Origin of the sequence: Olavius algarvensis spirochete endosymbiont (assembly GCA_900608495.1) — a bacterium.
Classification (GTDB): Bacteria; Spirochaetota; Spirochaetia; order DSM-2461; family DSM-2461; genus UBA2779.
Genome location: UWYT01000062.1, coordinates 1 through 282, shown reverse-complemented (window position 1 = coordinate 282; position 282 = coordinate 1). Strand labels below are relative to the sequence as shown.

The following is a 282-nucleotide window of genomic DNA, read 5'->3' as shown; positions in this document are numbered from 1 at the left end:
GTAGTTAAACTGTGCGTGGTGCCGGTGCTATTCCCAGAACTCGCTGTGCCACTGCTGCCGGCTAAGGTACTTACCACTCTGTCTTCTATTTATCTGCCGGAGTGATCTTCCGGATGCGGTGGTTGCTAAAATCTGCTACATAGATATTGCCGGATGAGTCCACAGCCACTCCAGTGGGGCCGTAAAACTGTGCTTCTGTGCCGATGCCATCCGCATGACCCGCTGAGCTGCCGGCTAAGGTGCTTACCACTCTATCTTCTATTTATCTGCCGGAGTAATCTT

Annotated in this window: 1 protein-coding gene; it reads right to left on the bottom strand. The window is 52.1% G+C overall.

From position 1 onward, the window contains the following. Positions 1 to 85: 85 nt before the first annotated feature. Positions 86 to 250: an SBBP repeat-containing protein gene (locus tag S1OALGB6SA_RS10510; protein WP_230204344.1), complete on the bottom strand. Its 165-nt coding sequence runs from the start codon at positions 248 to 250 to the stop codon at positions 86 to 88. Positions 251 to 282 lie beyond the last annotated feature (32 nt).